The organism is Treponema sp. R6D11, from assembly GCF_054786075.1.
In genome coordinates, this window is the sequence record NZ_BDHD01001263.1 from 1 (window position 1) to 346 (window position 346).

General features: G+C 69.4%; 1 protein-coding gene. It reads left to right on the top strand.

From position 1 onward, the window contains the following. Nucleotides 1-290, top strand: a 290-nt coding sequence (locus tag ACYVTD_RS18365) for a hypothetical protein (protein WP_461249034.1), incomplete at its 5' end; no start/stop codon positions are given. Nucleotides 291-346 lie beyond the last annotated feature (56 nt).

Sequence of the window (346 nt, forward strand, 5' to 3'; positions counted from 1 at the left end):
GGCTGACGCTGATCCTCTTCGTCTGCACCATGGGCGAGCTGCTCGTCTCCCCGGTGGGCCTCTCCCTGGCCACCAAGGTCGCCCCGCGCAGCTTCCCGGTGATGATGGTGTCGCTGTACAACCTGTCCGTCGCCCTGGGCACGGCCCTGGCCGGCTCCCTGGCCGGCTCCTACTCGGAGCAGAACGAGGTGGGCTACTTCGGCACGATCGGTGCGGTCACCCTCGGCGTGGGCCTGATCGTGCTGGCCATCGCCAAGCCGGTGCGTCGCGGCATGCGCGGCGTGCTCTGAGCACGCCAGTGGCGCGAATCACGCGCCGCTCGGTAGTCTGCGAGACGACGTCATCC